The sequence below is a fragment of the Pseudoalteromonas sp. BZA4 genome (assembly GCF_040104395.1).
In the GTDB taxonomy this organism is placed as follows: Bacteria; Pseudomonadota; Gammaproteobacteria; order Enterobacterales; family Alteromonadaceae; genus Pseudoalteromonas.
This window is the reverse complement of sequence record NZ_JBECOT010000006.1, coordinates 88,504-114,159: the sequence shown is the minus strand read 5'-3', so window position 1 is coordinate 114,159 and position 25,656 is coordinate 88,504. Positions and strand designations below refer to the sequence as shown.

The following is a 25,656-nucleotide window of genomic DNA, read 5'->3' as shown; positions in this document are numbered from 1 at the left end:
CATATGTGTTTAAAGTACAGGACAGATGTCCTATTAGATCACCAATGTTGCAAGAATTGCACAGATAACCTAAACCTAAAGAAGTAACGATAAAAGAGGATATATTATGCCTGCTTCATCTTCTATGAGTAAACACCATGAGTTTGCACGCTGTTTAGAAAGCTCGAAAATTTCAATTGGTGCACCTTTTCATTGGTTAGCACTTGCATTTAAAGATATCGCTAATGCGCCCATACTGAGTCTAGTCTACGGATTAGTATTTACCTTGATACCTGCGACTATCATGTATTTTGTTTATCAGTTTGATACGCACTTAGTTATATTGCCTGCAGTCGTTGGCTTTGCATTAATTGGCCCTGCTTTTGCTGCCGGACTTTACGATGTTGCATGGGAGCTTGAAAAAGGACACAAACCCACTTTAATGCACAGCCTTAAATCGATGTTTAGGAACCCAGCAGGTGAATGGGGCTTTGCGGTGTTATTAATGGTAATTATGATTGTTTGGATGCGCTTAGCTGCACTTATTCATGCATTGTACCCGAACGTTGTTAACCCGAGTTTTGAGCAGTTATCTGCGTTTTTAACGCTAGGTAGTATTGTTGGTGGTATTTTACTGGTCACTGTATTTGCGATTTCAGCATTTACCCCGCAAATTATGATGGAACGCCGTGTTGATATTATGACTGCGGTAATTTCTTCGATGAACGCGGTTAAAACCAATTTTGGTGCTATGGTTGTTTGGGCTGGCTTGATCTTGTGTTTAGTGTTTGTCGGCTTTATTACAGGCACTGCTGGGTTTATCGTTATTATGCCTTTATTGAGCTATGCCAGCTGGCATGCTTACATTGCAGTAATCAAAACCAAGAAGCCAAGAGGCTATGAATAATGAGTATTCACTTCGTTTGAATATAAATCTATAGCGGCAATCACCTAGGTTGCCGCAAAATTTGACTTTCTTTTCGCGCATGTTATACCTGCCAAAATACAGCGCTCTTATTTGACTAGAGCAGTTTAAATTCATCTGCATTAAAATTATAACCATTTAATATCAGTGAGTTATAGGTTTGGTTGAGCAAGTGATTGTTGAGTCTCAAAAATCCAGACTATACACAAACTTAATTGCGTAACTTTTTTAATTACGCATGAATATGCAGATAAAGATCAGCGGAGTAGAGATGAGTAACACACAAAAAGCCTTCCACGAAAAACTAAGTCAGTGTCTTTGTCCTCCTGGCGATGGCGTATTTACAGTTAATACAGCAAAAGAACGTAAAGATGCGCTGCGTACTAAATTATACGGCCAAACAGATAATGTTGATGTGCTTTGGAAAGAGTCACTTGAAACACTGGCAGAGTCTGAGCACAAAGCGGTAATTTTAGGTATTAGCTCTGACTGTGGAGGTGGTATTTTACGTGGTGCTAACTGGGGTCCATTATTTTTACGCTCTACCTTGATTGATCAACAACCACAAGCGCGCGCCTTTGATTTAGGTGATGTTCGTGTGATCCCACATTTACTTCATGATAAATACCTTAACGATGCAACCATTACAAACTGTCAAAAAGCGTTATATGCTGATGAAAAAAGCGAATATCATGTATCGCCTTTGTCTATCACTGAAGATGTCTGTGACGGCTTTTATGCCAATTACCCAGATAAGGGGATTTTTGGTATCGGTGGTGACCATTCAATTAGCTACCCGCTGACAAAAGCTTACTTAAAAGCAAAGCGTGATGCGGGTAAACGCACTGCAATCATTCATTTTGATGCTCATACAGACTTATTAGTAGAACGTTTAGGTATCGATTTATGCTTTGGTTCATGGTGTACACATATTCTTGAGTACTTACCAGCTCCACGCAACTTAATTCAATTTGGTATCCGCTCTAGTGGTAAGCCTAAGCAACATTGGGAAGACACGTTTGGTGTTAAACAACATTGGGCACATGAAATCATTGAACGTGGCGCTAAAGCAGTTGCTAAAGAAGTAATTGCACAGCTTAAAGCAGATAATGTTGATGAGCTTTACGTGAGCTTTGATATTGATGCACTTGATGAAAGCTTTGCTTCAGCGACAGGAACACCAGAAGCCGGTGGTTTAACACCTCAGCATGCATTAGACATTCTAGTTGCATTGGCTGACGAGTTCCCAATTACTGGTGCTGACATGATGGAAATTGCACCATTTACGGACAGTTCATTAATTGGTCAAACAAGTTCTGAAACAACGCTAAGAGAAGGCGCTAAAATCTCAGCATTCTTAATTAATGCAATGAATAAGTAATTGACTCTAGAGCGGAAACACCCTGTTTCCGCTCATTCCTTTTTACTAAATAACATTTCAATATCTGCAACTTCGAGCTATATTATTATAAAAAATAATTATAATTTATTTGGTATCGCTCATCATGCGCACAATTCTAACCCTGTCATTGCTGCTTTTTCTGCAACCTTGTTTTGCAGCGATCACTGTGGTGACCGAAAACTTTCCTAATTTTCAATACCTAGATGAAAATGGCGTATTAACTGGCACGGTGGTTGATAAAGTTAAATCAGGTTTAGAAAAAAGTGGCGTAGATTATAAGCTGTCAGTAAATTCTTGGTCAATTTCATATAACGCTGCATTGCGTGATAGCAATACCTGCATCTTTTCTATGGCAAGGCTTCCGGCACGCGAAGATAAGTTTACTTGGGTAGCGAAAATTGGTGGCTTTTCGGCGTCATTTTATTCGTTTAAATCTGAGGAAGTAACTATAGCTAACATAGATGAAGCTAAGAAATACCGAATTGCAGTATTAAAAAATAACTATTCACACATTTACCTAAAAGAAAACGGCTTTGATGAGCGTAATCAGCTGATCTTACTTGATAGTTTTGACAACATTTACGATGTACTGAAAAGCAGACGCTCAAGTATCGATTTAGTTATCCTTAGTGATGAGCAATTTAAATATGAGCGCGATAACGACAGCACCCTTGAAGATTTAAAACCGATATTTAAACTGCCCGTTGGCACACCTCAGTTATACTTTGCCTGCAATAAAAATATCAATCCTGTGACTCTTGAAAAATTAAATAAAGGCTTTGCTGCAAACGATTAAAAATAGCACTTGTTGATTACTACAAAGTGGCTATAATCAGCTGCTTTTTGTCCATTCTCGCCAAACTCTATGTAGCCTAAACGAGCAAAAAGTTGTTTGCATTCAACACTCTGAATGCGCTTAATTATTAGGAGCTACAATGAGTGATTTACTCATTATCATGATTTTAATTTTGATCAGTGCATTGTTTGCAATGAGTGAAATTGCGATTGCGGCATCTCGTAAGATCAAATTACGAGTGATGGTGGACGAAGGCAACAAAAAAGCCCAAGCAGTGCTTAGCTTGCAAGAGCAACCTGGGGCATTTTTTGCCATGATACAAATTGCCCTCAACGCAATTGCCATTTTAGGTGGTATTGTTGGTGAGCAAGCATTATCTCCTTACATAGAACAAATCTTAGGCATGATTTATCAAGGCCCGTTATTGAGTCAAATCAGCTTTTTAATTTCGTTTTTGAGTATTACCTCTTTGTTTATTTTATTTGCTGACTTATTACCTAAACGGTTAGCCATGATTATGCCAGAGGCGGTTGCGGTAAACGTGGTGTCCATTATGCGCTGGGTGACCTTTGCGTTAACTCCTTTTGTTGTTTTCTTTAATGGTATAACTAATTTGGTTTTACGCGCGTTTAAAGTACCCGCTGAACGAGAAGATATTGTCACCACAGAAGACATCGTTGCGATGATGGATGCAGGGGCAGAGTACGGCAGCTTACAGCAACAAGAATATGAGCTAATTGGCAATGTATTTGATTTAGAAGCACGTTTTTTATCGAGTGTGATGACTCCTCGCGATCAAATTGTGTTTTTTGATGTAAAAGCTGATGCTCAAGAAGTTGCAACGAAAATTATTGAGCACCCTCATAATCACTTTTTAGTGTGTGATGGTAGTTTAGATAAATTAATTGGCTCGGTTGAATCAAAAGATATCTTACGCAAGGTGCTAAAAGGGCAAACTGCCGAAATCGATAATGAATTAATAAGCCAAGATATTTTTTATCTGCCAGAAACATTGAGTCTTTCAGAGGCGCTAAATACTTTCAAAAAAGCGGCAGAGCCGTTTGCCGTAGTGGTTAATGAGTACGCGCTAATGGTAGGTATTGTTACTGTTAAAGATTTAATGAAAGGATTTATGGGCGACTTAATTAGCCACCAGGGTGAAGAGTTAATTATTCAACGTGATAATTCATCTTGGCTGGTCGATGGTTTAACACCTGTGGTTGAGCTTGCTAAGGTCCTTGAAATTGAAGAGTTCCCTGAACAGTCTCATTACGAAACAGTCGCAGGGTTTTTGATCTACACCATGAAACGCCTGCCTAAACGTGCAGAGTTTATTAATTACGGTGGCTATAAGTTTGAAGTGGTCGATGTTGAAGGAGTGAAAGTCGAGCAACTACTCGTTACTCGCATTTCTGAACATGTTTAGCATAGTGTTTAAGGCCGCCGATGCGGCCTTACTCAAAGGCGCCCTTCACAAGGGCTTTGCCTCTACTCACCATATGAACACCCTTTGACCAGCATTCTGTTGGCGCAAGCGTTGTTTTATCAAGTAACACAAGGTCGGCATCTGCATTTTGCTTAATTACACCTTTATTTATACCCAGTATCTGCGCAGGGTTTGATGTAACAGCCATTAAAGCGTGTTCAATCGAAACATTATATTTTTGCACTGCTTCTACAAACGAGCCATGCAATGTGGACTCTTTGCCTACTTCAAGGCCAAGCAGGTTAAAGCTTTTGTCAAAAATAGGGAGGCTTGCATGGCCATCTGAGCTCATGGTTAGTTTTGTTGGGTCGACTTTATTCTCTAGGCAGTAAGCTAGTGCGTGTGCGGCAGAGTATTCACCATGAGCAAGGTCATACTCGGTTGTACTTGTAGTAAAATCGATAGTGCCACCGGCTTTACAAAACTCTACCCCAGCATTAAGTAAGTCGATATTACGATTCATGTGAGTTGGGTAAAATTGTGCCAGCGAAATATCGGTTAGCTTATCAACCTCATGCAATAACGATAAATGTGTGTCAACAGGGCCAACATGAATGCTGACAGTGCCTTTTTTACCACTTAACATGCCGGCCACTTTTGCCTCTGCAGCCAGTTCTGCAAGCTGTTGCACTGTGGGTTGGCTGCTACGATGATCAGATATAGCAACTTCTCCCACGCCAATAAACTCATCTATGTACATTAAATCGCTGGTGATAGCGCCTGTCAGTGTTTTCGCAGGTAAATGATATGAGCCCGAATGACAAAAAACGTTGAGCCCAAGCTCTTTCAGCTCTTTTGCTTTAGCAATCAAATTACTATGAGTTCGGCTACTTGAGTCAGTGCCAAGAGCTGCAATAACGGTTGTTGTACCATGCAGTGTTGCATCAGTCAGGTTCATTTCTGGTGTTCTACTTGCAAAGCCAGCTTCGCCGCCTCCGCCAGTTATATGAACGAGTGAATCTATAAACCCCGGGGCCAAAATACAATGAGTGCCATCGACCGTGGTAATCCCCTGATAGGTATCGATAGTTATTTCAGGCTGTATATCAACTATTTTTGTGCCAGCAATAAGAACATCTTGAATGCCTAAAGGTGAGGGGGCGAAAACGTCTGCGCCTTTTATAAGTGTTAACATAATTAAATCTTTTACTGATAGTTAATAAAGTGTGCGAGAAAAATAAAACCACTGGCAAGGCCAAACAAAGCTAAAGTGAAGCGCCAAATAAAACGTGCCCATTCACTCCAATCTAACTTAACAATACCTAAACAGCCAATGAGACTAGCAGAAGTAGGAATAAAAATATTCGTTAAACCATCACCCAACTGAAATGCCAACACTACAATTTGACGTGAGATATTTAACAAATCACCGAGCGGCGACATTAGCGGCATTGTTATGGCTGCTTGTCCTGAACCTGACGAAACAAAGAAGTTAAATACACTTTGAAATAATAGCATGCCCCAAGCCGCAATATAATCGGGCACAACTGAGATGCTGGTGGCACTATAGTACAGCAAGGTATTAAGGGTTGAAGGCGACGTTAAATCGCTACCGCCAAGTATTAAAATAACGCCTTTTGCAAGTGCCACTAAAAGTGCTGCAGGTAGGAGCTCTTGGGCACCTTCTTTAAATGCATTTGCACTTTCATTGGCAGTTTGTTTTTTGAATAGGCTGGCGATTACAGCACAAGCAATACCTAGGCAAAAGAATTGCGCTGCTAATTCAGGAATATAATACTGCCGAGCCATCACGCCCCAAATAACCCAAACAATGCCAGCAATAAAAGTAAGTAAGATTAGTTTATCTGCGTTATCTAAATTTATTGCACTGTCTTTGTGTTGGTTAGATTGTTGTTTAGTTGCTCTGATAGAATTGGCATAGCGAATGGTGAATACAAGGCCAAATGAAGTAAAAACAAGCCAAGCAACCATTCTGAACCCTGCGCCAGAAAAAACGGGAATTTCAGCAATTGATTGAGCTATGGCAATGCTAAATGGATTCATCCATGAGGTAGCAAAGCCAATTTGTGTAGCAACATAGGTTGTTAATACCGTTACTTTTGCGTCATAACCAAGTTGTTTCATAATCGGGAATAACACAATACAAAAGGCGATGGCTTCTTCACCCATGCCGAAAACCGCACCCCCTAAAGAGAAAAGTACGAACAAGAGGGGAATGAATACCCACTCAATATGTTGTGTTTTATTGATCAGTGCCATTATGCCGTTATTGATCGCACCGGTTTTTAAGATAATCCCAAACGCACCGCCAGTGATTAAAATAAACGCCATTACACCAATCGCTGCGCCATACTTATCACCTGACACTAACCCTTCAAATAAGACATTAGCTAGGCCAATTTCACCACCTTCTGCAAAAAATGCTGGCGGCGTATGATCTGAGGCTGTTTGATATTGTGATAATTCAACGCTATGGCTATCTTTTTCGGCATTAAACACACCGGGTGTTATAAATAGGCTGGCAAAATAGGCGATAACTGCGACGCACAACAAAATGATGCTCGCATCTGGCATCGCAAACTGTTTGTTTTTCATAAAGTCACTTAAAGGTCTTTCGACGTTTATAAGATAAGCAAGGTATTGTAGCCCTTGCTAACAAAGATTAATACTGAGAGTCGTTAGTTTAAGATAACGTAAGCTCAAAAGTGTGGGCGACTATTAAGCCGCCCATACCTTGCTAAAAGCGATAGCTCAAACTTAACGTATAGCGACTGCCATAAGCATTATGGTTTATAGAATCAAAACCTCGGCTTGAACCATATAGTTTAGGCGGTTCTTTATCGAAGATATTATCGATACGAGCACGGATTGATATTGCATCATTGATAAAATACCCGGCAGATAAATCCCATACTAGCCAGTCATCAACATCGCGTTTTAACTCATCATTAAGTTCGCCAAGTTCTGCTAGCTCATCTATTTCACGGCCACGTAGCCCTTCAATATCATCCTCATAGCTACTGGTATAGTTGGCACCTAGATTTATGTAATAACTCTCGGCATCCCAATCGATAGAGAATCTGCCTACATTTTCAGGGTAGCGATAAGTGCCGATTAACTTTTCGATTGCATCTGAACCAGGTTTGTTTCGCTCAAACTCTAAATAGTGTGTACCATCGAAAGCGAGTGTTAAATTACCTTTAGCAAAAAGAAAACGATGATCGAACTTAAAGTCAATTCCCGCTAAGGTTTGTGTGCCAGTATTTTCCAGTGGAATAACATGGTCTCTAAAAAGTGGCAGGAATAGCTCATCTTCTCGCGGATTAAACTCACTAATGTAGTTTGTTAGGATCTCTGAAAGATTAGCGCCATTACTTTCGATATTAAGGCCAGCATTATCGGTTACTTCACACAGCTGCTGCTCGTACGAAATACCTTGTTGCCCTTGTGGTACTAAGCCACAGTGACGAAGAGAAGCATCCGTAATTGCTCTATCTAGCACGGCAGTCATATTGGTATCGATAACTTGTTCATGATCAAAATGCCAATAATCGACAGTTAGATTGGTATTTACAGATGGACTCCATGCAAAGCCAATGCTGAGCGCTTCAGATTCCTCGGCTTTGAGTGCTTGATTCCCAAGTTCAAGGCTGTTAACACTGACTTCTGTACCATCACCCATACAGTATAAGTCTGCAACTGCCTGATTTGCGCCGCAATCAAAGCTTGATTGTGTGGTACGTAATTTTACGCCAGCTTGAGTTAATGAAGGTGCTCTAAATGACGTTGACCAAGAGCTCCTAATAATTAGAGAATCTGAAGGGCGGTAGCTTAAACCCACTTTAGGGTTAAACGTTCCACCAAAGTCATCGTAATGATCGTAACGACCAGCAACTTGCAGTTCTAGCTGCTCAGTAACTGGCATATTCAACTCTACAAATGCAGCGTATTGCGTACGGTCTGCTTCTGATAAGCTCGAGCCAAAACCAAAAACATCAACTAAATAACCATTTTCAGCACGCGCTTGAGAGTCTAATGACGGAATATCTTTTAACTCTTCTCGGCGAGCCTCAATACCAAATGCAGCATAAATGGGTAACTCATTAAATGTAAATAAGTCGCCATTAAAGTTTAAATCCCATCCGTAAACTGTACTTTCACCACTTCTACTAGGGTTTGCTTTTGCAAGCTCAAGCACCGCATCATTATTAGCATCACCCTGTATAAAAGGGTTGTAGAATGGCATTAACTGACCTTGCGAACAATTGAGCTGTGTTCCATCGTATGTAGCCGTTGAACCGTCGGAGCATAATTCACCAGTGATTGCAGCATGAAATTGGTAGCGGTTGTAAATTCCATCAATCGCTTCTTGCTCTGACTTAGAACGAGAAAATGTTACACCTGACTCCCAACTCCAGTCCCCAATGTAACCAGCTAGGCTGCTGACTAAGCGAAAGTTTTTAGTTTCAACTTCAACTGTACGCGGTGAATTAAAACGTGCATCAAATGCAAAGCCATACACTTCTCGACCCGCTTGAGTGGTAAATGGATCAATATAAAGCTGGTCCATTAAGTCGTTACTGCCATCAGCGTTATCATAAATGAATAGCGCATCTTCTATGATATACGGACCATCATCGTCGTTTATTTGATTGATTGGTGCAGGTGATGAATAGGCTTTTGATTTAGTTTGACTATAGAAGAAATCGGTATGCCAATCTAAATCACCTAAGCGGCTGTTAAACATAAAGCCAGTTGAAAGGCTTTCAAATGGGGTTTCTAGGTAATCATCTTGGTTAGCATAGTAAGCACAAATTTGCTCACCATACTCAGTCGTGACAAGCTCGGTTTTACAGTTTGGCGCTGGTAGTTCATTGCCATCTCGGCTGCTGTAATAATAAATGTTTGGTGAGTTCTCAAGTTTCGGTAAATATGAGTAACCATTCACTAGATTAGGTGTTGCGGTATAACTTCTGTCGGTCGCTTTAAAGGCATTGCGGTCGTAAATATCAGCAAATATCGTTAAGTTACTTTCACCGATATTGGTTCCGTAGACTAAGTTAAGTTGCTTCTTAGCTTCGTCATGACTGTCAAAACTATTGGTGTAAGAAGTGTTTACTTCAGCTCCTTGATAGTCATCTTTGAGAATATAGTTAATAACACCAGCGACAGCATCAGCACCATAAATTGCTGATGCGCCAGTGGCTAAAATATCAATGCGCTCGATTGCAGCAAGCGGAATTGAGTTTACATCAACAAAGTTTTCAGTGCCTGCTGCGAACGAGCTAGGTGCTACACGGCGGCCATTAATGAGTGTTAATGTAGCTGAGGGGCCCATACCTCTTAAGCTTGCAGCGGATTGACCCGCTGGCGTTGAGGTTGATGTACCACCACTTTCTGATGTTGAAAAGGTACCGGATCCGCCTTTAAAAACGGATAAATCTTTTAATAATTCATGAATAGTGTTCGCTCCTGAGCGCTTGATAGCATCTTGGTCAAGCACTGTAAGCGGTATGGTTCCTTCTAAATCAACCCCTTTAATTCGTGATCCTGTTACTTCTACTCGTTCAATTTTTTCTGATTGTTGGTCGTTTTGAGCATACACAGTTTGTACTGGGCACAGCACAGCACTGATTGCTACAGCAATTGATAACTGACGAAACATATTGATTTACCTTTGTCTTAAAAAACACACGGCAAAACCGTGACGTTTTGAATAATTGTTATAATTTTTAGACAGGGCAGTGGGTTATAGACACAACTAGCCCCTCACAGGAAGTGAGGTGTGGCTACTCGTCAAACCACTCCGAAAGGTAGTGTGGTGAGTAGAAATATGTGCAAAGCGATAATGCGTTTTTCAACATAATTCCAATCCGTAAGGTCTTTTGACAAAGCTAGCTATACAGTGCTAGCTTACTCGCGTTTTTAAATGTTCCTTTTTTTTATAGCAAGCAACAAAAAGCTGCGCAAGCAATTTTCTAATATTTTTTTACAAGAGTGTAACAATATGAACATCCTTAAGGAGCAAAAGACTAAATATCAAACTTCAGCTTTTTCTTTGGTATTTGGTTTGTTTTTCGCATCATTTGGCAGCAAAGTCTATGCAAATGATCAACAGCAAACGTTGGTCTTAGTCGGCGGATCTTTGACCACCTGCTCAAGTATGAGCCCTAAAAATTGTCTTTCTAATAAACAGATTAGTGGTAAACAAACTAATCAATATCGATTAAATAATGATGCTTTATTTGCAATAAAGACAAATTGGCCAACCAAGAATAAAAAAAATCGTCAGCAAACGCTTAAGGTATTAGCACAGATTGCACGTGAAAAGTCAGGTGTGATCACTAAAAGTGATATTTTATGGGCATGGCGTGATTTAGATAACAAGTTATTAAACGAACTCACTGATTTTGAATACAACTTTGTCATAGACTCACTTGAAGTCGCTGTATTAAATACAGATTCTACCCGCCAAAAAGAGCAGGTTAGTACAAGCGATAATAACGATCGTGCAGCCAATGATATTTTAGATTTTGTTGCTGCATCATTAAAAACAACCACCGAATCACCAACAATTTTAGCGGTTACGGCTTCAAGCAGAGACCCATATGAATCAGCTGACTTTTATGAAGGGCTATTAGACTTTACTGGTGTAGAATCAAGCTGGTTACCTCTAACCCCCGCCTTAGCAAAAGCGATTACCAGTAAGCAATGTGAGAGTTTGGATTCTTTACGCACTGACTCTATGGGCGTTTTTAATCGTGAGACAATTTACCCTGATCGAATTAAGGCCGAAAAAGCGCTTTGTGATAAAGGGGTCGATCATTTAGTTGAGCTAATTGAAAATGCCACGGGGATTATGTTTAACGGTGGCGATCAGAGTTTAACCAGAAAAGTACTGTTTGATGATAACGGTAAGCAATATCCTTGGACTCACGCAATTTTACAAAGACCATTACTTGTTGGCACAAGCGCAGGTACAGCGGTGCAAAGTGGTGGTAAAAATGCCTACGGCACAGTGCCGATGATTTCAAATGGTACAAGTTTAGCGGCAATGAGAGAAGGCTCGTTTGCGGTGTCTGCGCCGAGTGAGCGCTGTGAAAATGAATGCGGTGATAAGATTTCGGCTGATAGTCTTACCTATGAAAAACAAGGTGGACTTGGCAGCTTTACTTATGGTGTTCTTGATACACACTTTAGCGAGCGCAACAGAACAATGCGTTTGGCAAGATTACTAGCAGATACCGGGCAACAGCATGGCTTTGGCATTGATGAGACCACCGCCCTTGTATCAATTCGAGCTGGTGAAACCGCACTAATGACGGTGATTGGTAAAAGCGGTGTCGTGCATGTTAAATCTGACGCTAAAAACAACGGAGCAATCAGTTATTGGCCTGCTGGTGCAGTTATTGATGTAACAAAGGATGGTTTTAATCTCGCTAAACGAACAGTTGATAATGCACTTCCTAGTATTAAAATTCCGCCACTGCCGATGCAGCGTTTCGGCACTATATTTTCAGATGCTAAATTACGTTCGCTTGTACAAGCTATGTGTTTAACTCAAGAACAACAAGCAGTCGCTCAGCATGATGAGTTTTTATTGGATTTAAATGCCACTGACAATACTCATTATTACCGTGTAAACACTAGTAGTACAGGCTGTGCGGTAGAAAACCTAGCCTTTAAAGTTAAGACATTTTAACGATGTAAGGTACTGAAAAAGTAGTGGATTATTTGTTCATTATTAGTTAGCGTAAGGCTAATAATGAACAAACCATGGAATGGGGTTATGAAATATAACGTACTACTTTTATTTATTTTTGGCTGTTTATTTGCCTATTTATCTATACCAGTTATTGGCTATGGTTCAGCTATTGCAATTCCAACCGAAGTACTTTCAGCCCTTTATGACTTGTCACCTAACTTTGCTTTATCAATGGTTGATATCGTTACTTTAGGTCTTCCTTTATTAGCGTTACTCTTAGTATTTTTACTCATTAGTAAGTCCCTGTACCTTAAAGATAAAGCGTATTCATACTTTATATTGCTGACACCATTTTTAGCGCTGCATTTATATTTTGCTGTTAACACCTTTTCTGCAAATATTGATAACACCACTTTACTGACTAGTCTGCCTAAGTATGTATTACTAGTGCTATTTGTTGCGCTTTTTTCTACGCATAAAAAACCAAGTTTTAGTTGATGTAAGTCATACGCGAAACTTCAACATATAAGCTAATCTGTAATTAATCAGTGAACGAAGTTGGTAACACAATGAAAAAATTACTGCTATTAACAAGTGGGGGTGATTGCCCTGGGCTCAATGGGGTGATCAGAGCGGTGGTTAAAGCAGCCGAACATGATGGCAATTGGCAGGTGTATGGTAGCCGAAGAGCATATTGTGGTGTGCTTGAACAGCCAAATGATATTATACACTTAACTAGTGAAGTTGTGGCGGGTATTCATGTTCGTGGTGGAACAATTCTCGAAACTGTTAATAAAGGGAATCCTACCGCATTTCCTGCTGAAATAGCGGGTGAACAAGTGTTTATAGACCGCTCTGATGAGTTAATCAGTATTATTAAGCATCTTGGTTTTGATGCCGTTATAAATATTGGTGGTGATGGTTCACATAGGGTATCTCAGCACTTATTTGAACATGGCTTAAATATCGTAGGCGTGCCAAAAACTATTGATAATGACTTATATGGCACTGATTACACAATTGGTTTTCAGACTGCTGTCGATACCGCCACCGAAGCCATTGATCGTTTAATACCAACAGCGCAAAGTCATAACCGAGTGATTGTGACTGAAGTAATGGGGCGCGATGCCGGTTGGATTTGTTTGCACTCTGCTATTGCAGCTGGCGCAGAAGTCGCACTTATTCCAGAAATTCCTTACGATATTGAAGCGATTAAAGCCAAACTAACATCACGATTTGATAAAGGCCATGGATTTGCCAACATTGTCATTTCAGAAGGAGCAAAGCCTGTTGCTGGTGGTGTTGTTAGTAAACAATCAAATGAACTTGGTTACGAAAACCCAGTGCTTGGTGGCATTGCTGAGCAGCTTGCTTCACAAATACGTGTGGCGCTTGATCTTGATGTAAGAGTAACCGTATTAGGGCATATTCAACGTGGAGGCACACCTAATGCGTTTGATAGGGTGCTTGCAGCAGAGTTTGGGGTGCAAGCATTCGAGCTAGTAAAGCAAGGTCAGTTTGGTTTTATTCCTGTCATTAAAGACGGTGAAATTAAACCAATCAGTTTAAAAGAGGCAACTTCTGAATATCGCGTCATCCCTCTAGAACATTCTTTAATAACAAGTGCCCGCGCAATGGGCATGTGTTTAGGCGAATAATCTGCGAATTGATATAACTTCAATTCGCATAACTAATAGTTTTAAAACAACTTTGTCAGTTACGTTCGTAATAATTCAATTAGCAATTTATTTATTGCACAAAATTCATGCGTTAAAGCAAGCATTTTATTTAATGTAAAGTTCTTTAAAGATGGTTGATCTGTGCCTTTTTTAGTTTAGAATGATCGTTCACTCTAAACTAAGGAACTACACATGCAGCGCTCTCGCATTCCATTTTTTGCAGTGTCAGCTTTGGCTGGTGCTGTTTTATTATCAGGCTGCGGCCAATCAGAATCGGCTCAAGGGCAAACGCAGGCAGCTCAAGCTGTTCCTGTTGGCGTTATTGAGATGCAAAGTAAACCACTTACACTAACTAAAGAATTGCCAGGTCGTGTGGCTGCTTCACGTATTGCGCAAATTCGTCCGCAGGTTAACGGTATTATTCAGTCTCGTATGTTTGTTGAAGGTGCTGAGGTTGAAAAAGGCCAAGCTTTATATCAGATTGACCCATCTACATTTGAAGCTGAAGTAGCAACTAGTAAAGCCGCTATTACTAAAGCTCAAGCAAGTATTGCAAATGCCAAAGCAAAAGCAGAACGCTATAAAGAGCTATTGAGCATCAAAGCAGTAAGCCAACAAGATTACGACGAAGCTGATGCAGCATACAAAGGTGCAAAAGCTGACTTACTGACAGCTCAAGCGCAGCTTAAAACCGCTGAAATCAATTTAAACTATAGCAAAGTGTTAGCGCCAATTAGTGGCCAAATTGGTAAATCAGATGTCACTGCCGGTGCCCTTGTGAGTGCAAATCAAGCAACTGCATTAGCAACCATTACTCAATTAGACCCAATCTATGTTGATTTAACCCAGTCAAGCAGTGAACTAACACGTTTGAAAAAAGCCATTGCTGCAGGTGATCTTGATAAAGATGCCGCTTTGCATTCAAAAGTTGAATTAAAGATGGAAGACGGCAGTACTTATCAACATAAAGGTACATTGCAATTCTCTGAAGTGACTGTTGATCCAAGCACAGGCTCAGTAACCTTACGTGCTGAATTTCCTAACCCTGAAAAATTACTGCTGCCAGGTATGTATGTTCGTGCAGTGATTGTTGAAGGTGTGAAAAGTGATGCGATTTTAGCACCCCAACGTGGCGTAAGCAGAAACACAAAAGGTGAGCCTACTGCCATGGTTGTAAGCAAAGACAATACCGTAGAAGCACGTGTGCTTAAAACTGATCGTACTGTTGGCTCAAATTGGTTAGTGACAGACGGCCTAAACAATGGCGATAAGTTAATTGTTGAAGGTTTACAGAAAATCCGCCCAGGTGCACCAGTCAATGCAATGCCTGCAGAATCAGCAGCTAACAGCCAGTAACGGAGAAACTTAATGTCACGATTTTTTATTGATCGGCCCATATTTGCATGGGTACTTGCTATCGTTGTGATGCTGGCAGGTATCTTAGCAATTAGAAGTTTGCCGGTTGCGCAGTATCCATCAATTGCACCACCTGCAATTAGTATTCAAGCCACATACCCTGGTGCGTCGGCCCGTACTCTAGAAGATACGGTTACACAGGTTATTGAACAAAAAATGAAAGGGCTAGATGGCTTGCTCTACATGTCGTCAACCTCAGAGTCTAACGGCTCAGCGACGTTAACCTTAACCTTTAGTGCAGATACAGACCCGGATATCGCACAGGTTCAAGTACAAAACAAATTGTCGCTTGCAACACCGTTATTACCAGAAGAAGTACAACGTCAAGGTGTCTCGGTTGCAAAATCGGCTCGTAACTTCTTAATGGTTGTAGGCTTTGTATCTGAAGACGGCAGTATGAACAACATCGATATCGGTGATTATGTTTCATCAAACGTGCTTGATATTATTTCTCGTGTAAACGGTGTCGGTGAAGTGCAGCTGTTTGGCTCTCAATATGCAATGCGTATTTGGTTAGACCCAGCTAAATTACTGAAGTACTCATTAACTCCTGCTGATATTAGTGCTGCAATCAGTGCTCAAAATGCACAAGTTTCAGCAGGTCAATTAGGTGCGTTGCCAGCAGTAAGTGGCCAACAATTAAATGCAACGGTAACTGCACAAAGCCGCTTACAAACACCTGAGCAATTTAGAAATATTTTTGTAAAAACCAATGCTGATGGTTCAGTTGTTCGTTTAAGTGATGTTGCTGATGTTGAATTAGGTGGTGAAAACTACGGTGTTGTTGCGCGTTTTAACGGCAAACCGGCATCAGGTTTAGGTGTTAAGCTTGCCAGTGGTGCTAATGCACTTGATACAGCTGATGGCGTAAAAGCGGCCCTTGCTGAACTTGAGCCTTTCTTCCCTGAAGGTTTAACAACGGTTGTTCCTTACGATACGACGCCATTCGTCTCACTTTCGATTGAAAAAGTTGTCAGCACTCTAATCGAAGCTGTTGTACTGGTGTTCTTGGTCATGTACTTATTCTTACAGAACTTCAGAGCAACACTTATTCCGACTATTGCAGTACCTGTTGTATTGCTAGGTACGTTTGCTATCTTGCAAGTGTTTGGCTTCTCAATTAATACCTTAACCATGTTTGCGATGGTACTTGCCATTGGTCTACTTGTAGATGATGCAATCGTCGTGGTTGAAAACGTTGAACGTGTAATGACCGAAGAGAACTTATCTCCTCTTGAGGCAACACGTAAATCAATGGATGAAATCAAAGGTGCCCTTGTTGGTATTGCGATGGTGCTGTCGGCAGTATTCGTGCCTATGGCGTTCTTCCCTGGCTCAACAGGGGTTATTTATCGCCAGTTCTCAATTACCTTGGTAACTGCGATGAGTTTATCAGTACTTGTTGCATTGATTTTAACACCTGCTTTGTGTGCGACAATGCTTAAACCAAGTCATGTACATAACGATAAATCTTTATTTGGTCGTTTCTTCCTTGGCTTTAACCGTGGTTTTGACAGAACGAACTCGGGTACACAAGGTTTTGTGTCTCGCATGATCAAGCACAGTAAACGCTATTTACTTATTTACGGTTTAATCGTGGGTGGCATGGTGTTTATTTTCTCACAATTACCATCGGCATTCTTACCAGATGAAGACCAAGGTATTTTGTTTAACCAAGTAAGCTTACCTGCCGGTGCAACAACAGAGCAAACTTTAAAAGTTGTTGAAAAGATGGAACATCACTTCTTAGAAGAGCAATCAGAAGCGGTTAAGTCTATCTTTACGGTAACAGGTTTCAGCTTTGCAGGTTCTGGTCAAAACGCGGCAATCGGCTTTGTGGGTTTAAAACACTGGGATGAACGTCAGCGTCCTGATCTAACCGTCGGTGCGGTTGCGGGTAAAGCCATGGGATACTTCTCAACGATTAAAGAAGCGTTCGTATTTGCTTTCCCACCTCCTGCGGTTGTTGAGCTTGGTACTGCAAACGGTTTCACCTTGTTCTTACAAGATAGGGTTGGTCTAGGTCACGAAAAACTACTTGAAGCACGTAACATGTTTTTAGGTATGGCTGCACAAAACCCGGTGTTATCAGGTGTGCGCCCGAATGGTCAAGAAGATAAACCTGAGCTAGAGCTTGATATTGATTTAGCGAAAGCCGAAGCATTAGGTCTTACTCAAGCAGATATCAATAATACGTTATCAACGGCTTGGGGTAGTAGCTATGTAAATGACTTTATTGACCGTGGTCGTGTGAAAAAAGTGTACTTACAAGGTACGCCTGAATCACGCATGGTGCCAGAAGACTTAGATGAGTGGTATGTACGTAACGCCAATGGTGACATGGTGCCATTTACTGCCTTTGCTCATTCTTATTGGACTTATGGCTCACCACGTCTTGAGCGTTATAACGGCTTTTCAGCGATGGAAATCCAAGGTGCGGCTGCACCGGGCTACAGTACTGGTCAAGCGATGGCTGAAGTTGAGAAAATGGTTAAGAAGTTACCACCGGGTGTATCGTTCGAATGGACAGGTATTTCATATGAAGAACGTTTAAGTGGTGGTCAAGCGCCATTACTTTATGCACTTTCATTGTTGGTTGTATTCCTATGTTTAGCGGCGTTATATGAGAGCTGGTCAGTTCCTGCTGCAGTTATGCTAATTGTACCGCTTGGTGTATTTGGTGCATCGATTGCGTCATTTGTATTTAATTTATCAAACGATATTTATCTCCAAGTGGGTCTCTTAACCACCATAGGTCTGGCATCAAAAAATGCCATCTTAATTGTAGAGTTTGCTATTCATAAAATGGATGAAGGTATGAAACTTGTCGATGCCGCGGTAGCAGCTATTCGTCTACGTTTACGCCCAATCTTTATGACATCAATGGCATTTGTGTGTGGTGTACTACCATTGGCAATTGCATCAAGTGCAGGCTCAGGTGCACAAAACGCACTAGGTATTGCTGTTATTGGTGGTACTCTTGCGTCATCGACCATTGTGGTAATTTTTGTGCCGCTGTTCTTTGTACTGGTGCGCAGAGTATTCCCAGGCAAAACAAAATCAACTAATGAGGAGCAGGCATAATGAAAGCTAAACTTATCTCAGTGTCTGTTGCTGCACTTATGTTATCTGCCTGTAATATGGCGCCAGATATGGAGCAACGTGAATTACCCGTTGCTCAAAACTATGATATCCAAGGTACAGCGGGCGATATAAATGCGCTCAATTGGCAGTCATTTTTCAGTAATGCGCAACTTCAACAGTTGATTGCGCTCACACTTGAAAACAACAAAGACATAAAAACTGCTGCACTGAATGTGCAGCAGGTTAGAGCAATGTATCAGATTGAAGATTCAGCGCTTTACCCAAGCATTGATCTCAATGCATCGGGTACCCGTCAGCGTCTTCCGGCAGATTTATCTGGTACTGATCAAGCAACTATCTCTGAAAACTATACAGCAACTGTAGGCCTAACCGCTTATGAGATTGATCTTTGGGGCAAAGTACGTAACCAATCAGAGCAAGCATTACAAAACCTATATTCGGCTGAATACAGTTTGACTAGTGTGCGAATTAGTTTGATCTCCGAATTAGTAAATGCATGGCTTAACTATGCGACGGATAAAGAGCTTTTGGCACTTGCAAACGAGACTTTGAAGTCTCAGCAGGAGTCTTTAGAGCTAACTCGTAAGACATTTGCTCTAGGTGCTGCTTCTCAGTTAACGCTATCGCAACTTGAAAGCACAGTAGCAACCGCTAAAGTCGATATTGCAAACTATCAGCGTTTACTAAAGCGTGATAAAAATGCCCTCGATTTTCTAGTAGGTAAAACCGTCACTGCAGATTTATTACCAAGTGAAAGTATAGATGATGTACTTAATTTGCCTGATGTGCCAGTAGGGTTACCGTCTGAGCTATTGACTCAGCGACCTGATATCAAAGCTGCAGAGCATGATTTATTGGCTGCCAATGCAAACATTGGTGTGGCAAAAGCGGCATTTTATCCAAGCATCAGTTTAACAGCGAATGCGGGGACAGCTTCAGCTGACTTGAGTAATCTTTTTGATTCGGGCTCAGGTACTTGGAGCTTTGTGCCTTCGGTAAACTTGCCTATTTTTAACATGGGTCGTAATCAAGCTAATCTCGATGTTGCAAAAGCTCAACAAGAAATGGCTATAACCAGTTACGAGCAAACCATTCAACAGGCATTTAAAGAAGTATCTGATGCCCTTGCTGACCGTGAAGGTTATATGCATCAGCTAGATGCCCTGAATGACTTGTATCAAAGTAATGAGCTATCTTTTACTTTATCGGATGCACGTTTTCAAAAAGGCGCCGACAGCTACTTGCAAGTATTGGATGCACAACGAAATTGGTACAGTGCAGGACAACAGTTAATTTTGGGTAAGCAAGCGTATCTGGCGAGCCAAATTAATTTGTATAAAGCACTGGGTGGCGGCTGGAATGCACAAAAATCTGTGCGATAAATCAGCAAAAGCATAATTTATTTAAGGTTTTGCAGGTTCTTAGTTGTTTTGACTCTCCTCAAAGATTAAGATCCTGTAAACCTTGTTTAAATTAAAGTTAACCCTAGTCAGTAAAGCTTGGAGAAACCATGACGCAAAAAACGAAAAGACACAATGACCCTGCGCTTGCTGAGGCAAGACGTAATCAAGTGCTTTGTGCCGCAGCGGATTGTTTTCGACGTAAGGGTTATCATGGCGCGGGAATGGCCGAAATTTCTAAAACCGCGGGTATGAGTGCTGGCCACATCTACAATTACTTCGCCAGTAAAGAAGCGATTATAGAATCGATTGTTGAGCGTGATATGGAAGAAATGTTCTCAATCTTTAAAGAGTTTGCTGATAAACCCGGCGATCGTGTCACTGTTTTACTAGATGGTCTAGGCAGAGGCGTTGAGCGCCATACCGATTTGAATCAAGGTGCGCTTGATTTAGAAATGCTCGCCGAAGCTGCTCGTAACGAAAAAGTGGCTAACTTATTAAGAGAGTCAGATAGCCACGCTCGTGATTCTATGCGTGAATTATTAGTGGGTGAAAGAGGGCCATTACAAGGCACAGCACTTGAAGAAGTGAATGCCCGTATTGAAGTGATGTTTTCAGTAATGGGTGGCCTGTTACTGCGTAAAATGCTCAACCCAGATTTAGATATTCATGAGTTACTTAAAGCGCTACGTCCAACAATGAAAACCTTATTGTTACCATTTGAATAAAGCACTTATTAAAAGCGCTCTATAGACCATTGGATTGCCATAATTGCAATTACCACAGAGCCTGCTGGCATAATAGCTTTTTTGTACCAAGTGTTATTTCTAAGTAGCATTAGCAGTGGTAAACAGATTGCTAAAATAACCAGTTGACCAATCTCAACCCCTAAATTAAAGGCTAAAATACTCATTAGCTGGTATTCATTTGATAAACCAAGCTCACCTAAAACACTCGCAAAACCCATACCGTGTAATAGACCAAAACAGAATGTGATCCAGCCTAAGCGCACAATCATTGGCCAAATATTATTTATTGCAGCAAATAATACTGAAAGCGCGATACCTAATTCTACCCATCGGGTGTTTGGCGATATGATATTCATAGCAGTCGCTGTGAGGGTAATTGAGTGAGCAAGTGTAAAAGCGGTGATTATCCAAGCTGTATCAATTAGAATTTGTTTTTTAGACTCGACACGTTGCCACTCGCCTTGCTTACGAACTAACACACCGCCCAGCAATAGGGCAATTAAGAACGAGATGTGATCTGTGCCCATCCAAATATGTAATATGCCTTGATGTACATATTCAATAAACGTTGTGGTGAAGCTTTGCTTTTTAAAGTTGATAACTTGTTTTGCCGTATTTTGTTCAAATACGCGGCTTGATTTAGCAATGGCGGCAATTGCTTGATGATGCTCATCTATATCAAATAGGGCTGTGTAATTAACTGTTATAGAACTATCAGATGGACAATCAACTTGTAGTGGCACATGGATATACGACTGATTAAAGTGGTTATCTATACTAAGTGCACCATCAACCGTGACCTTGCAGCTTTGATTTTGTTGTAACACATTAAAATGGCTATTTAGATAGTCTAATACTGCTTGCTGCTGTGATGTAATTTCATGCCATGTAATTACATTATCTTGATTTTTATCGAAGTTGAGCGCTTTATCAAGATCATTCAACGAGGCTTGCCAAGAGCCGGTTAGTGATAGCTTATTACTCGTTTGTTGTTCTAAATTAAGATAAGCGGTGCTTTGCTGGTGGGCGTGACAGATAGAGCTAAAAATTAATAGAAATAGCGTAACCAACAACGACTTTTTCATTTTTATTCCTAAGATAATACAAGGAGACGAGTCTAATACTCGAATTACCGCCTATTTTTTAAAGCGGATATAAAAAGAGGCTGTCACTATAGCAAGTACAAAGGTTTATCGACTAGGTTATCTATCTTAGAAATACAGACTTTGCTCGTATTTATATATTGTTTCTAGTCTGTGTATGATTAGTTCGCATCGAGTAAGGCTGTATAAATAATTTCACTTGGGCTACCTGATTGTGAGCCGCCAATTGGCTCACGGCTTATCGCAAGTAAAGTGATATCTTGTGGTTTAAATATTGCATTTCGGGCAATTTCTTTGCTATCTGTTTTTGGTAATAAAGCAATAGGGATGGCGCTCGGGTAGTCTTTTAAACGGATCCACAACTGGTAATCATAATCAGTTTGTAAACTCATGCCGCTAGCAGCTTTAAGTAAAATACTGTGATCGCTTATTTCTAAATTCCAAACTGGATTATTTGCTGAGTCATAAAACGTTACCGAGTGATTGATTTTATCACTAAACGACTCTTGCGGTTGCCAAGTAATTAATATCAACACAATACAGACCGCGGTTGCAATAGCAGCCCAAGCCTTAAAAATTCCATAGTTAGGGTCTTTTGCTTTCTTCTGTGTTGGTAATAAAAGTGGGTCAATCCGTTTTGTTATTTTATCCCATACTTGCTGATCCGGTGGGTTAGATTCAACCGCGTTTTCTAGGTTTTTTATATGTCTTTGCCATAATGAGGTTGCGTATCGTGCTTGAGGAGAGGTTCGCATTAAGCGGCTAAATCTATCTCTGGCATGGCCATGTAAAGTGCCTAAAACATATTCTGCTGCAAGTAAATTAAGTAGCGTTTGGTCATCGTATTTCATAACGAATTAGGCTCGGGTTGATTTAAATTTTTAATGAAAGCTCTACTAAAAACCTGTGATTATTAGGCATGGCTTTTAACTTAGACTAGCAGGGAAAGAGTACTTGGCAAATCTATGCAATTGGTTCTATGTAAATTATTGTAAGTTATTCATAAAATTATGAAAAAATGTCCTAAACTAAAATGGTAAGCTTTTTATAAATGCTAAGTTACTGATTTTAAATAGCCAGTAGGGGTAATTTAACGGCTTTTACTGGAGTGAAACTTGCAACGTAGTATGCAATTAGAATGACAAGGAGTGATTATGTGGGCAGCATTTAGTTACTTAGCTTTAGCGATTGTATTTATAATTGCGGCTATTCGGGTAGAAACTGTTTACTTTGCGCTGTTTTTTTATTGGACGGCTTTGTCGTTACTTTTGGTTAGTGGCGCATATTTTTTTAATATTGCACGTATTTTTAGAAAACGTGAAAATGGCGTTATTCCTATCTATATTCGTTGGGCTTTTATTCCATTTTTATTGGGTGCACAACTTTACAATGCTTGGTCTAGAAAACACGACAAAGTGCCACCATTACAACAAATTAATGAGCATTTATTTTTAGCTTGTCGTTTATTTCCTTCAGATATAGACACCATGAAAGAAATGGGTATTACAGCTATTTTAGATGTAACTTGTGAGTTTGATGGCCTTGAATGGTCTTCTACGCAAGAGAATATTCGTTATTTAAATATCCCTGTACTTGATCATAGCGTGCCAACACGCGCGCAATTACACCAAGCGATTAATTGGATTGACCATCAAGTAAAAGCAGATAGACGTGTCGTAGTACATTGCGCCTTAGGGCGTGGTCGCTCAGTATTTGTAATGGCAGCTTACTTACTTAGTCAAAATAAAGATGCTGATGTTCACCAAGTACTCGCACAAATTAAAGAGACACGAGAAACTGCAAATTTAAACAAGCGCCAGTTGCGTCATCTTGTGCGTCGCCATCGTAGAGGTGACTTACTAATCAAAAATAAAGCTGTGCTCATTGCTAATCCTGTTTCTGGAACAAAACTGTGGGAAGCTAAACGTAAGCAAATTACATCTCGTTTGTCTGAGTATTACGATTTAACTGTTTACACCACGTCAGAACAGGTAAATGGTACTGAGTTAGCCAAAGAAGCACTTGAATTGAACCCTGATGTAGTCATCGCCTGCGGTGGCGATGGCACAGTAACAGAGGTGGCAAGTGTACTTGTTAATACAGAGTGTAAACTGGGTATTATTCCTTTAGGTACTGCCAATGCCCTCGCTCATGTGTTGATGGGTATACAATCGAAGCTTATTCCGGTAGAGCAGGCGTGTGAACTAATAATTGAAGGGCAGGCGAGTCGGATAGATACCGCTGTATGTAATGGTGAGCGTATGTTATTACTAGCAGGGATTGGTTTTGAGCAAAAGATGATTGAAAAAGCCCATCGTGATGCTAAAAATGAGTCTGGGCAATTAGCGTATTTACAAGGATTTTGGCAAGCATTAGGTGAGCATGAAGCTCAAGACTACGTTGTTACTCTTGATAATAACGATGAGCAAACAATCAATACCACCAGTTTAATCATCGCTAACGCAGCGCCATTTACTACTTTACTTGCTCAATCTGCAGGGCAGCCAGATCATCAAGATGGTTTACTCGATGTTAATTGGCTAACACCTAGTGCCGATTCTAAAGCGAGTACTTTAAGTATTGCGGAGTTAGTGTTCTCGAGCATTACGCAAACTAGTTTTGCCATTAACAGTCATCACACAAATGCTAAACGAGTGACAGTACGAGCAGAAAAAGGGTTGAGCTATGTTATTGATGGTGAAGTGAAAACCGCAGATAAACTAGAAGTAGAGATATCACCGAAATCGCTTTCGGTGATTGTAGCTGCTGAAGAATAAGTGGTTACTTTTTGATGCTTTTCCATTGGAAAGTGCCATCATCAGCTTTGTCATTATTGATAAATGTATCAATATATAACTGCTCTACTTTTTCTCGTGCCCAAGGGGTCTTTCGTAAAAATTTAAGGCTCGACTTCACACTTGGGTCATTTTGAAAGCAGCGTACGTCTACGTGAGCTGCCATACCTTGCCAACCAAGTTTTTCTTCAAGTTTAGTAACGATGTCGGCTAATTTAACGCCATGTAACGGATTATTTGGTTGATTGTCCATGATAAATCTTAGGTTATTTGCAACCGCGCAATAGTAACCTATCTGTGCGTTTTAAGCTAATTGACGCGAATCGTTTTCGCTTGTTTAGGGTAAATAATCTCGCCATTAGCATTTAGTCTGAGCCAAGCCAAATCACTGTTTGAAAAATTAGGCTGTTTAGCAGTGCAAATTAACCTAATATCGCCAACGGCAATATACGCACCTTCGGTATAGCGTTTATTTTCATACCAACACACTTTTTGATTGTTTAATGCCTCTTGACCATCAAGCACGATTAGTGGTTTTTCCTTTGCTAGCGCTTGGTTAAGAAACCCTAAAGTAAACAAAGTACTTAACAGTAAAATTTTCTTTAACAAAATACGCCTCCTGTTGGGCAGATCTGTATAACTACACTAAGCTTATGACAAGGAATAAATAATAAAAAGGTGAACACATGCAATTTGATAAAAATATGATCGACGAACTAACCCTGCTTGCAAAATTTCCTCGCAACTCTCAAATGCAGGGAATTAAAATTCATTCCGATGCCGAAAGCTCAATTAAAGATGCAGCAAAACGTCTTTATGATAAAGGTATCACTGATAGTCCTGATGGTGGCTACTTAACCGACTTAGGGCTCGATTTAATTAACCATGTGAGTGTGATCAACTCAGCACTTAGATAAGTATCGCTACACCCCCTAATTCCTTCCTCAAGTTTTCCAGTTAGTTAATTCTAATACGAGCTGGAAAACTACTAATTTTTTGCTATATTAAAACTCCATTCATCTTACATTCATATATAAAGGGAGTTAAATGAAAAACTTCAAATTCAAAACAACTATTTTAGTACTAGCATCGCACTTATCCTTTCTGGCTGTGGCTCTGACTCCGATGATAAAGTTGAAGAGCAGGTTAGTAATG

Annotated in this window: 20 protein-coding genes; 13 read left to right on the top strand and 7 right to left on the bottom strand. The window is 40.4% G+C overall.

The genetic code is table 11. The features are described from left to right. Window positions 1-106 precede the first annotated feature (106 nt). From ABMY41_RS04460 to ABMY41_RS04445, 4 genes are all read left to right on the top strand, one after another. Window positions 107-886, top strand: coding sequence for a DUF2189 domain-containing protein (locus ABMY41_RS04460; protein WP_054564098.1), 780 nt, complete (start codon window positions 107-109; stop codon window positions 884-886). 289 nt (window positions 887-1,175) lie between these two features. Then, complete coding sequence (locus ABMY41_RS04455) at window positions 1,176-2,285, top strand: arginase family protein (RefSeq protein WP_289096236.1); 1,110 nt, start codon at window positions 1,176-1,178, stop codon at window positions 2,283-2,285. 124 nt (window positions 2,286-2,409) lie between these two features. Continuing rightward, entirely contained in the window at window positions 2,410-3,102 is a 693-nt protein-coding gene (locus tag ABMY41_RS04450) for a transporter substrate-binding domain-containing protein (protein WP_289096234.1), read from the top strand. 139 nt (window positions 3,103-3,241) lie between these two features. Next, window positions 3,242-4,528: a hemolysin family protein gene (locus ABMY41_RS04445; protein WP_175080072.1), complete on the top strand. Its 1,287-nt coding sequence runs from the start codon at window positions 3,242-3,244 to the stop codon at window positions 4,526-4,528. 28 nt (window positions 4,529-4,556) lie between these two features. Here the strand turns inward: ABMY41_RS04445 and iadA are convergent, their stop codons facing one another. The 3 genes from iadA to ABMY41_RS04430 form a co-directional block, all read right to left on the bottom strand. After that, window positions 4,557-5,723 carry a beta-aspartyl-peptidase gene (gene iadA / locus ABMY41_RS04440; protein WP_289096232.1) on the bottom strand — a complete coding sequence of 389 codons (1,167 nt, stop codon included), beginning with the start codon at window positions 5,721-5,723 and terminating at the stop codon, window positions 4,557-4,559. A gap of 11 nt (window positions 5,724-5,734) precedes the next feature. Beyond that, window positions 5,735-7,144, bottom strand: a complete 1,410-nt coding sequence (gene yfcC / locus ABMY41_RS04435) for a putative basic amino acid antiporter YfcC (protein ID WP_349274226.1) — start codon at window positions 7,142-7,144, stop codon at window positions 5,735-5,737. Window positions 7,145-7,286: 142 nt separating this feature from the next. Further along, a complete protein-coding gene (locus ABMY41_RS04430) occupies window positions 7,287-10,214 on the bottom strand; it encodes a TonB-dependent receptor (RefSeq protein ID WP_349274225.1) in 2,928 nt (975 codons plus the stop codon). A gap of 342 nt (window positions 10,215-10,556) precedes the next feature. Between ABMY41_RS04430 and ABMY41_RS04425 the strand changes: the two genes are divergently transcribed. From ABMY41_RS04425 to ABMY41_RS04395, 7 genes are all read left to right on the top strand, one after another. Beyond that, window positions 10,557-12,251 (top strand): cyanophycinase, encoded by a 1,695-nt coding sequence (locus ABMY41_RS04425; protein ID WP_287242577.1) that lies wholly within the window; start codon window positions 10,557-10,559, stop codon window positions 12,249-12,251. Between the two features lie 87 nt (window positions 12,252-12,338). Next, window positions 12,339-12,752, top strand: coding sequence for a hypothetical protein (locus ABMY41_RS04420; protein ID WP_054563048.1), 414 nt, complete (start codon window positions 12,339-12,341; stop codon window positions 12,750-12,752). 71 nt (window positions 12,753-12,823) lie between these two features. Next, a complete protein-coding gene (locus tag ABMY41_RS04415; protein ID WP_349274223.1) occupies window positions 12,824-13,912 on the top strand; it encodes an ATP-dependent 6-phosphofructokinase in 1,089 nt (362 codons plus the stop codon). Window positions 13,913-14,125: 213 nt separating this feature from the next. Beyond that, window positions 14,126-15,289 (top strand): efflux RND transporter periplasmic adaptor subunit, encoded by a 1,164-nt coding sequence (locus ABMY41_RS04410; protein ID WP_063529955.1) that lies wholly within the window; start codon window positions 14,126-14,128, stop codon window positions 15,287-15,289. Window positions 15,290-15,301: 12 nt separating this feature from the next. Then, window positions 15,302-18,433, top strand: a complete 3,132-nt coding sequence (locus ABMY41_RS04405; protein ID WP_054563051.1) for an efflux RND transporter permease subunit — start codon at window positions 15,302-15,304, stop codon at window positions 18,431-18,433. Further along, on the top strand, window positions 18,433-19,836 hold the full coding sequence (locus tag ABMY41_RS04400) for an efflux transporter outer membrane subunit (RefSeq protein ID WP_349274222.1): 1,404 nt from the start codon (window positions 18,433-18,435) through the stop codon (window positions 19,834-19,836). Before ABMY41_RS04405 ends, ABMY41_RS04400 begins: the two co-directional genes overlap by 1 nt. A gap of 128 nt (window positions 19,837-19,964) precedes the next feature. Beyond that, window positions 19,965-20,582, top strand: a complete 618-nt coding sequence (locus ABMY41_RS04395) for a TetR/AcrR family transcriptional regulator (protein ID WP_058584303.1) — start codon at window positions 19,965-19,967, stop codon at window positions 20,580-20,582. Between the two features lie 8 nt (window positions 20,583-20,590). Here the strand turns inward: ABMY41_RS04395 and ABMY41_RS04390 are convergent, their stop codons facing one another. Beyond that, window positions 20,591-21,688 (bottom strand): HupE/UreJ family protein, encoded by a 1,098-nt coding sequence (locus tag ABMY41_RS04390; protein ID WP_349274221.1) that lies wholly within the window; start codon window positions 21,686-21,688, stop codon window positions 20,591-20,593. Between the two features lie 179 nt (window positions 21,689-21,867). Beyond that, on the bottom strand, window positions 21,868-22,557 hold the full coding sequence (locus ABMY41_RS04385) for an anti-sigma factor (protein WP_251602343.1): 690 nt from the start codon (window positions 22,555-22,557) through the stop codon (window positions 21,868-21,870). A gap of 303 nt (window positions 22,558-22,860) precedes the next feature. Here ABMY41_RS04385 and ABMY41_RS04380 point away from each other — a divergent pair, with 303 nt between their 5' ends. Further along, on the top strand, window positions 22,861-24,483 hold the full coding sequence (locus ABMY41_RS04380) for a diacylglycerol kinase family protein (protein WP_287242561.1): 1,623 nt from the start codon (window positions 22,861-22,863) through the stop codon (window positions 24,481-24,483). A gap of 4 nt (window positions 24,484-24,487) precedes the next feature. On the opposite strand, the gene ABMY41_RS04375 is transcribed toward ABMY41_RS04380, so the two are convergent. Together ABMY41_RS04375 and ABMY41_RS04370 are read right to left on the bottom strand one after the other, a co-directional pair. After that, entirely contained in the window at window positions 24,488-24,754 is a 267-nt protein-coding gene (locus ABMY41_RS04375) for a VF530 family protein (RefSeq protein WP_287242558.1), read from the bottom strand. A gap of 56 nt (window positions 24,755-24,810) precedes the next feature. Beyond that, complete coding sequence (locus ABMY41_RS04370; protein ID WP_287242555.1) at window positions 24,811-25,110, bottom strand: DUF1496 domain-containing protein; 300 nt, start codon at window positions 25,108-25,110, stop codon at window positions 24,811-24,813. 77 nt (window positions 25,111-25,187) lie between these two features. On the opposite strand from ABMY41_RS04370, the gene ABMY41_RS04365 reads away from it, so the two are divergent. After that, on the top strand, window positions 25,188-25,418 hold the full coding sequence (locus ABMY41_RS04365; protein WP_054563059.1) for a TIGR02647 family protein: 231 nt from the start codon (window positions 25,188-25,190) through the stop codon (window positions 25,416-25,418). Window positions 25,419-25,656 lie beyond the last annotated feature (238 nt).

Excerpts from the sequence above, each read along its gene's own strand:
- iadA (WP_289096232.1), bottom strand. The coding sequence starts at position 5,723 with ATGTTAACACTTATAAAAGGCGCAGACGTTTTCGCCCCCTCACCTTTA.
- ABMY41_RS04445 (WP_175080072.1), top strand. The coding sequence starts at position 3,242 with ATGAGTGATTTACTCATTATCATGATTTTAATTTTGATCAGTGCATTG.
- ABMY41_RS04395 (WP_058584303.1), top strand. The coding sequence starts at position 19,965 with ATGACGCAAAAAACGAAAAGACACAATGACCCTGCGCTTGCTGAGGCA.
- ABMY41_RS04425 (WP_287242577.1), top strand. The coding sequence starts at position 10,557 with ATGAACATCCTTAAGGAGCAAAAGACTAAATATCAAACTTCAGCTTTT.
- yfcC (WP_349274226.1), bottom strand. The coding sequence starts at position 7,144 with ATGAAAAACAAACAGTTTGCGATGCCAGATGCGAGCATCATTTTGTTG.
- ABMY41_RS04405 (WP_054563051.1), top strand. The coding sequence starts at position 15,302 with ATGTCACGATTTTTTATTGATCGGCCCATATTTGCATGGGTACTTGCT.
- ABMY41_RS04455 (WP_289096236.1), top strand. The coding sequence starts at position 1,176 with ATGAGTAACACACAAAAAGCCTTCCACGAAAAACTAAGTCAGTGTCTT.
- ABMY41_RS04430 (WP_349274225.1), bottom strand. The coding sequence starts at position 10,214 with ATGTTTCGTCAGTTATCAATTGCTGTAGCAATCAGTGCTGTGCTGTGC.
- ABMY41_RS04415 (WP_349274223.1), top strand. The coding sequence starts at position 12,824 with ATGAAAAAATTACTGCTATTAACAAGTGGGGGTGATTGCCCTGGGCTC.
- ABMY41_RS04390 (WP_349274221.1), bottom strand. The coding sequence starts at position 21,688 with ATGAAAAAGTCGTTGTTGGTTACGCTATTTCTATTAATTTTTAGCTCT.
- ABMY41_RS04420 (WP_054563048.1), top strand. The coding sequence starts at position 12,339 with ATGAAATATAACGTACTACTTTTATTTATTTTTGGCTGTTTATTTGCC.
- ABMY41_RS04375 (WP_287242558.1), bottom strand. The coding sequence starts at position 24,754 with ATGGACAATCAACCAAATAATCCGTTACATGGCGTTAAATTAGCCGAC.
- ABMY41_RS04400 (WP_349274222.1), top strand. The coding sequence starts at position 18,433 with ATGAAAGCTAAACTTATCTCAGTGTCTGTTGCTGCACTTATGTTATCT.
- ABMY41_RS04450 (WP_289096234.1), top strand. The coding sequence starts at position 2,410 with ATGCGCACAATTCTAACCCTGTCATTGCTGCTTTTTCTGCAACCTTGT.
- ABMY41_RS04460 (WP_054564098.1), top strand. The coding sequence starts at position 107 with ATGCCTGCTTCATCTTCTATGAGTAAACACCATGAGTTTGCACGCTGT.
- ABMY41_RS04385 (WP_251602343.1), bottom strand. The coding sequence starts at position 22,557 with ATGAAATACGATGACCAAACGCTACTTAATTTACTTGCAGCAGAATAT.
- ABMY41_RS04410 (WP_063529955.1), top strand. The coding sequence starts at position 14,126 with ATGCAGCGCTCTCGCATTCCATTTTTTGCAGTGTCAGCTTTGGCTGGT.
- ABMY41_RS04365 (WP_054563059.1), top strand. The coding sequence starts at position 25,188 with ATGCAATTTGATAAAAATATGATCGACGAACTAACCCTGCTTGCAAAA.
- ABMY41_RS04380 (WP_287242561.1), top strand. The coding sequence starts at position 22,861 with ATGTGGGCAGCATTTAGTTACTTAGCTTTAGCGATTGTATTTATAATT.